Source organism: Acidobacteriota bacterium, assembly GCA_029861955.1.
Lineage (GTDB): Bacteria > Acidobacteriota > Polarisedimenticolia > Polarisedimenticolales > Polarisedimenticolaceae > JAOTYK01.
Window position 1 is genome coordinate 1 of the sequence record JAOTYK010000069.1, and the last position, 7,496, is coordinate 7,496.

The window sequence follows — 7,496 nt, forward strand, 5'->3', positions numbered from 1 at the left end:
AGCGCATCAATGTCCAGATAGTTCTGCGCCGAGGGTCCCGTGAGATAGCGATCGGCCCCCACACGATTCAGGAGAGTCTGGATGCGCTCCGAGCCCTCTCCTGGAACATCGTCGAGTTCGCTGGCCCGCAGGAATCGCGTCCCCCCGAGTCCCAGTTGCGAGGCGACGCAGTGGGTCGCGTGGATGGTCAGATCGACCAACCGCTCATGGCGGTCGCCGTAGATCTGATCCAGCAGGGGCGTCATCTCTTTCCAGTGCGGAGCGCGCGCGTAGGCATGCTCCAGACTGCGTCGATGCGTCACGCGCCAGTCGTGCTCCCAGTGGATGCGGATCTCCGAGAGAGGGGTCCGCGCCTGTTGGGATCCCTTGCGCTGGACCGGGATCGTGAGCCAGCGACTGCCATCGGCGGACTTAATGCGATTCCGGTTGCGCCAGCCTCGTGCGTCGTACGGTGCCGTATCCAGGAAGACAAACGTATCCGCCCGTCGGATCTGATCGAAGTATCCGCGCCAGGGGATGTACGACGGCTGAAGGATCACACACAGCATCAGGTTCTACCGATCAAGCCTAACGGTCGCCGGGGCTCAACGCCAGTATCCAGTGCGATTCTAGATAGGTGAGGTCCTGCTGTCGCCAGCCGAGCTGCCCGGCGGTGTCGCGAAACGCGTCCAGGTCGACGGTGCTGCGTTCGATGTTCCACTGGTCGGCGAATCGAAATCGGGGAAGCAGCGTCGAAACGACTCGGTATCCCAGAATCATGCAGCGAAAGACCAGCCGACGGATTCCCGTCAGCTGTCGACGGTCGAACTCCACCACGAACAGACGTCCACCCGGACGCAGGAGTCGCCGGAACTCCAGGAGCGCCGGAGCGGTCTCGTTGAGGTTGGCAAACAGCCCCGCCGCGGTGATCGCGTCGTAGCAGTCGTCGGGGTCCTCGACTCGGTGCACGTCCCCGTGACGAAGCTGGACATGCTCTAGACCCTGACGCTTGGCCCGGGCGCCGGCAACATCCAGCATCCCGCCGGACGCATCGATGCCGACGACTGCTCGATCGGGGCGTCGGCCGGCAAGCCCCAGCGCGCACCAGCCGCTGCCGCAGCCGGCATCCAACAACCGCAGGCTGGAGGGCTCCGCCTCGAGGGCCTGATGGAGATGGTCGAGGATGGCGCTGTCGGGACGATCTCGCCACCAGCTATAGAACGGTGCCTGAAAATCGTACCAGCGGGTCAGCTTCTCGCCGTCGATCATGAACCGTCGGTGGCCGGGAAGTAATGATCGAACGCCGCGTCGGCGTAGTCGCGCCGGATATGCTCCGGGCGATAGATCCTCACCGTGTAGTCGTAGAGCGGTCCGGCCCCGTCGTATTCGACGTGACGCGAGAGATGACGTGTCGCGAAGTCGATCAGCGTGCGCGGATCCTGATAGAAGATCTCGCTCCGTTCACGACCCTCGTCCACGTAACTGGTCACGAAATTGCAGCCGATACCATGCCGGCAGAGACGGTACATCTCCGTCAGCATCTGCCACACGAAGTCCTGCCAGACGTCGCGGGGCTGTGCCAGCTTGAGATTGAACAGCCCGCTCAGCATCACCCAGTCATAGCGCTCTGCGACGTTATCTGCGACAAGGTCGCGATGATGAAACGTGTCGTCGGGAAATCGCTCTCGACAATGATCGACGAAGGTCTCGATGATGTCGCTGCCCGAGTAGGTGGCGAGAGGGTGGTGGCGCTTCAGGTAATCGCCGTAGTGCCCCAATCCGCAGCCGACCTCGTGGACCGAGAACGGCTCCTTCATGTCCGCGAAGGCAAGGCTTAGCCGATGGAAGCGCTCGATCTGTGTCGGTCCGTCGCGATAGGAGAGGGCCTGCGGGTCGTCGCCGTGCTTGTTGAAGAGTTCCAGGTAATGCTGTTCCTGCTCGTCACGCATCGTGGTGGTCTCGATCGATCGTCGATTCGCGCACGACCGATTGCGGTTTGCGGATGACATGAAGGAACGTGTGGGCCAGATACTCGGACAACATCCCGATCCCCAACATGATGACACCGGTCGAGAGCAGGATCGAGACGATCAGGGCACTGAAGCCGGATTCCACGGCGTCGCCGAAGCGAAGTTTGAGGTAGATGAACCAGGCCGCTAGCCCGAGGGCGCCGACCGAGAGCAGGGCGCCGGCGATCGTCGAAACACGCAGCGGGAACACGGTGTAGTTGTAGAGGATCGACAGAAGCATGCGGCAAAGCCCGAAGATCGTGTAGCTGCTGTCGCGGCGGGACTCGTGATGCTCGACGGTGACGGCCTCGATCCGGTCCGAGACCCAACTGCAATAGACGTCCAGGACGATATCGTGACGCAACGCTTTGGCGACTTCCGCCGCGATCCTTGCGTCGAGTAGCCGAAACGATCCGATGTCGAACGGTACGCCCATGACCCGTCGCGGGATGAGCATCACCAGGCGAGAACCGAGCCGACGCCACCAGGCGTGTCGGCGACGATCGGGGATTCCGTAGACGAGGTCGGCATTCGACGCCGCGCGAGCCTTGAGAAGGCTCGGGATCTCCTCGGGTGGGTGCTGTAGATCCTCGTCCATGGTCACGATGAGTCGACCACGGGCGTGTCGAAAACCCGCCAGGGTCGCGTTGTGCTGACCGAAGTTTCGCGAGAGTCGCAGTCCGATGATACGTGGGTCCTGAGCGGCCAGACGTTGGATGATCGCCCAGCTGCCGTCCCGGCTGCCGTCATCCACCAGGATGATCTCGTGGTGTTTGTCGCCGAGGGTCTCGATGCCTTCGAGCACGGGAGTCAGCCGACGACACAGTTCCTCGAGGGTGTCTCGCCCTCGAAAGACCGGGATGACGACGGAGATGCCGATGCCGCTCAAGCCGGGGATCTCCAGAAACGCATCTCGAGAGAGACCCGCGTTCGATCGTTCTGGAAGTTGATTGCGCTCCCATGAATCAGGTAGGGCGAGAAGACCAGCACCTCGTTGGATCCCGGGTCGGGGCGCTCGAGGTCCAGGGGGCGCCGGGCGCCCGTGACTGCCGGCACTGTGTAGGTGTTGCCATTGACTTGCGCGCCGGCCTCGGTTCGTTCGATCTCCGACTCTTTCCAGAGATGGGAACCGGGAACCAGCGCCAGCGACGAAAGCGGGCTGCTTCCCGCAAGCGGTGCGTAGATGTTGACCGCGTCTCGCAATCGATCCAGCCAGACATCGCGATGCAGCGGATTGCAGTCCGTCGAGTCCGGTCGGATGATCCGGATGCAGAACTCGCGAACACCGTTGTGCGGGTTGCATGCATGGACGGCGGCGCCGCAGATCTCGGAGAGTCGATCCTCGATTCGTGTGACGGAAAGCGGCAATCGCTCGAGTGGGAAGCAACTCCGGATTGCCGCAACGAGCCGGGCATGACGCTCCTCCGCCTCTGCGGTTCCAAGAAAGCGGTGGTAGCTCTCGAGGGTGAAGCCTTCCAGCGAGGGAACACCGATTTGCTGGAGCAGGTCACGGATCATCTCGGTCAGACCGAGCTGGAGCCTCTGATGGTCGTCATCGGTCAGGAACGGGAGCGTGGCGAACCCGACGCCGTGCCATGACAGTCCGGCCAGGAGATCGTCGTCCTGCTCCAGCAGGACCTCCTCGGCACCGTAGCCGCGTGGTCCCGTCACGACGTAGGGCACGGCGCGACCGTTCAGTATCAACTCCACCGAGTTCTACGCCTCCGATCCCAACGTTGAAGCCGCCCTTTCATGATACATCCTGGCCGTACCACCTGGCAGCCCCTATGATTGGTGGGGACCGCAATCGCATCGGACCGCGTCCATGAGCAGCTCCAGTCGCATCACGTTCAATCGGCCGACACTTGTGGGTCGAGAGTTGGAGTATATCCGCGAAACCATCGAGCAGATGCATACCGCGGCCTGCGGTGACTTCAGCCGAAGGTGTGAGAACTTCCTGCGTGAGCGACTCGGAGCGGAGTCGTTACTCCTGACGACCTCGTGTACCGATGCCCTGGAGATGGCGGCACTATTGCTCGATCTTCAGGCCGGCGACGAGATCATCTTTCCTAGTTTCGCCTTTGTCTCGACGGTCAATCCGTTCGTCCTACGAGGGGTGCGACCGGTGTTCTGCGACGTCCGGGCGGATACCCTGAATCTGGACGAGTCTCGGATCGAGGCCGCGATCACCCCGCGCACGCGAGCCATCGTTCCGTTGCACTACGCCGGGGTCGCGTGCGAGATGGATGCGATCAACGAGCTGGCGGAGCGGCACGGATTGTCGGTCATCGAGGACAATGCGCACGGCCTGTTCGGGAAGTACCGTAGGCGACCTCTCGGTGCGCTCGCACCGCTTGCGGCACACAGCTTTCACGAGACGAAGAACGTGATTTGTGGGGAGGGTGGGGCACTCGCTATCCACGACGCGCGACATGTCGACCGGGCAGAGGTGCTGCGAGACAAGGGTACCGATCGACAGAGAATGGATCGCGGCGAGGTCGATAAGTACACCTGGGTTGATATCGGTTCGAGTTTCGGACTGTCGGACATTCTCGCGGCCTTCCTGATGGCGCAATTCGAGCAAGTCGATACGATTCAGGCCCGTCGGGAGGAGGTATGGAACGCCTACGACGAACGGCTTCGACCCTGGGCCGGGGACGTCGGTCTGAAGTTGCCGACGGTACCCGGTCATTGCGAACAGTCGTTTCACATGTACTACATGCTTGTTCCGCAGGTAGAACTGCGCGATCCGCTGATTGCACACCTGGCGTCTCAGGAGATTGCGGCAGTGTTCCACTACCAGGCACTCCATCGTTCCGAGATGGCTCGTCGCCTGGGGGTCGCTGACTCGGTGTGCCCCGTCAGCGAGACGGTCAGTGACAGCCTTCTGCGGCTGCCGTTCCATCGCGACCTTACGGAGGGCGAAATCGATCGTGTGGTCGCGGGCGTACGTGATTACTTCGAGGATTCGTCCCGACGTCGATAGACGGCAACCCCGTCCCAGTAGCCTAGCGGCTCGTACTCCTCGGCGACCCAGCGCCTAAACTCCGACTCGGGGTAGTGGGAGAGGTCGTAGAGGGTGGGGGATCCACCGGCGACCATCGTCCAACTCATCGCCGATGCGTCGACGATCAACACCGGGGGAGTCCGGGATAACTCGCCCATCATCTGGGATTCGTAGCGTGTGTCCATCTCGGGAGTATGGACGGTATCGTGGACATCCTGGACGAGGTACTGGGAGATGACGAAGGAGGTTGCCGGTGTTCTTCGGGTCAGCGAGTAGATCTCCGGGAGCCAGCCCCAGACGAGAATCGGCTGATCGACATCGCTATGCTTTTCGACCACCTGTCGGACGTTCTCGAATCCTCCACGGTGATACGGCAGACTGTCCGGAGTTGGGGTCTGAAGCGCCTGGTAGGCAAACAGGCAACTCTCGAGGATCAAGAGTCCTACGCCGACGGGGCGCCAGAACGCTCGCTGACGCCAGGCAACGTAGCCGATGAAGACCGCAGCCGGGAGATAGATCGCCGTAGGGTCTCCGGACAGATCGAGGAATCGAAAAGCGATGATGGCGGCAACCACCGTGGGCCAGATCCTACGCGCGGCCTGGTCGCCGGAGACCGAATCACGCAGGCCGCCGATGCCGATCCCGACCCACACCGCCCAGACCGGAACGAGGAATAGGTAGTAGTGACCGAAGAACCGCCCGCCCATCGCGACGGCAGCCATGCAGACCCCCAGATGGACCGTCATCAACAGTGGAAACGGAGTGGTCTTTCCTCGACGGATCACGATCACGAACAGCCAGCTGACGACCAGGCCGTAGATCGCCGCCACAAGAGGCGTGCCGGGTAGTCCGACGAGGAACCGTTCCCACCAGGTTGCGAGCAGGTCCGTCGTCTGTGGGCTGCCGTCCGCCGGCGCGGCATAGCCACTGAAATCCGTGGCGATGGACGCCACGTAGCTGTTGAGGGTTCCGACCCGCAGAAACGCCATCAGGTAGAGGGCGCTGCTGACGGCCCCGCCGACGGCGAACAGCGCAATGGAGCGGAGTCCGTCGCGGATCGTGCGGGTGGAGAGCGACCAGATCAACAGAAACAGCGGCACCGTCAGGACTGGATAGGCCGCCTGAAGTTTGAACCACAGCGCCGTGCCGGTGACGGCTCCCGCGAGGATCCAGAGCCACGCCGGCGATCGAGGCCCACGACGAAGCGCGGCGATCGCGAGGGCCATCCCACCCCAGAGGCCGGGGAGCGCGAACCATTCACGGTTGGCGGAGTGTCCCTCAAACGGAAGGTTCCCTACGACGAACAGTGCGGCGGCGATGAAGCCGGCCAGGAGGCCGGCCTCTCGACGGACGATCCGGAACAACAACCCGGTCAGCCCGATCACCACGAGGAGGACGAGCAGGCGGACCTGTTGCATCGAGTAGCTGCCGAACAGCCAGGCGATCCCCTTGTAAAGGGTAAAGGTGCCGGCGCTTGCGTGAGGTAGGGCAAACCCGGATTGACCCGTCGATAGAAGGTAGGCGGCGGTGGCCTCGTACTGGCTCTCGTCGGGATTGAGGGCGATTCGGTCCAGCGTGGGTGCGCGAATCGCGAGACAGGCCAGCGCCAGCACGACCGCCAGCAGCGCCGGGAACCATCTGGCTTCGGTCATGGTCTTCAATGAAGCCTCATTCGTGTTGCCGCCTGTGGAAGGATAGCAAAGCGAATCGACCCTGCGGTCGGGTTGACGTCGTGGTCGTGCTCGGGTCACCCTGGCTCGGAGAGGATTGGTTGAGCCCTCAGAATCTAGTGTTGGTTCTGTTTCTTGTCGCCCCGCTTGCGGTGGTGTTCCTGTTCGTGCGCTTCGTGCGAGGTTCTCGGCGTGGGGGGACCTCGACCGTAAGGCTGCTCGTCGGGAACGGACTCCTGCTCCTGGCCCTCGCGTTGTCGGTCCTTCCCGTCGGCGAGATCTACTACCGGTTTGTCTACGACGCCAGTGACGGCTTCGATCTCGGGCTGGCCTCGGAGCGTTGGTTCGAGCGTTACTACCAGCGCAACGCGCAGGGCGTCCGTGATTCGGTCGATCTGAGGGGTCCGCGATCCGCGGATCGACCGCGATTCACGTTCATCGGTGACTCCTACACGAACGGACATGGACTCAAAGACGTCGAGCAGCGGTTCGTGAATCGAATTCGAGCGAGTAGGCCGGAATGGGACGTTCAGTACATCGGTGACGATGGGCTCGAAACGGCGGAACTCGCCCTCAGGCTGAGTGAGTTCGTTCGTGACGGACTCCAACTGGAACACGTGGTCTACGTTCACTGTGGGAACGATATCAGCGACCTGGTCGAGGAGTGGCGTGTCGCGGCGCGGAAGATCTATGAAGATCAGCCGGGTTGGCTCCTTCGACACAGCTGGTTTCTGAACACCTGGTACTACCGGTTGCGTGTCAGTGGCGACAGCGAACTGGTGGACTACTTCGACATGATCGCGGCCGCCTATCAGGATGGGCGCTGGCAAC

8 protein-coding genes are annotated in these 7,496 nt (G+C 62.4%); 2 read left to right on the top strand and 6 right to left on the bottom strand.

The annotated features are described in order from the left end of the window. The 5 genes from OES25_17120 to OES25_17140 form a co-directional block, all read right to left on the bottom strand. The coding region (locus OES25_17120; GenBank protein ID MDH3629359.1) for a WbqC family protein at positions 1 to 548 on the bottom strand (548 nt) is incomplete at its 3' end. A gap of 19 nt (positions 549 to 567) precedes the next feature. Further along, positions 568 to 1,248 (bottom strand): methyltransferase domain-containing protein, encoded by a 681-nt coding sequence (locus OES25_17125; protein MDH3629360.1) that lies wholly within the window; start codon positions 1,246 to 1,248, stop codon positions 568 to 570. Then, complete coding sequence (locus OES25_17130; protein MDH3629361.1) at positions 1,245 to 1,928, bottom strand: class I SAM-dependent methyltransferase; 684 nt, start codon at positions 1,926 to 1,928, stop codon at positions 1,245 to 1,247. Before OES25_17130 ends, OES25_17125 begins: the two co-directional genes overlap by 4 nt. Then, a complete protein-coding gene (locus OES25_17135) occupies positions 1,921 to 2,877 on the bottom strand; it encodes a glycosyltransferase family 2 protein (GenBank protein MDH3629362.1) in 957 nt (318 codons plus the stop codon). Before OES25_17135 ends, OES25_17130 begins: the two co-directional genes overlap by 8 nt. Then, positions 2,874 to 3,698: a phytanoyl-CoA dioxygenase family protein gene (locus tag OES25_17140; GenBank protein MDH3629363.1), complete on the bottom strand. Its 825-nt coding sequence runs from the start codon at positions 3,696 to 3,698 to the stop codon at positions 2,874 to 2,876. The genes OES25_17135 and OES25_17140 overlap by 4 nt, the downstream gene beginning before the upstream one ends. 115 nt (positions 3,699 to 3,813) lie before the next feature. Between OES25_17140 and rffA the strand changes: the two genes are divergently transcribed. Next, positions 3,814 to 4,974: a dTDP-4-amino-4,6-dideoxygalactose transaminase gene (gene rffA / locus OES25_17145; GenBank protein ID MDH3629364.1), complete on the top strand. Its 1,161-nt coding sequence runs from the start codon at positions 3,814 to 3,816 to the stop codon at positions 4,972 to 4,974. Here rffA and OES25_17150 read toward each other — a convergent pair. Next, positions 4,944 to 6,647, bottom strand: a complete 1,704-nt coding sequence (locus tag OES25_17150) for a hypothetical protein (protein MDH3629365.1) — start codon at positions 6,645 to 6,647, stop codon at positions 4,944 to 4,946. The two genes, rffA and OES25_17150, sit on opposite strands and share 31 nt — an antisense overlap. A 119-nt stretch (positions 6,648 to 6,766) precedes the next feature. Here OES25_17150 and OES25_17155 point away from each other — a divergent pair. Further along, on the top strand, positions 6,767 to 7,496 hold a 730-nt coding region (locus OES25_17155; protein ID MDH3629366.1), incomplete at its 3' end, for a hypothetical protein.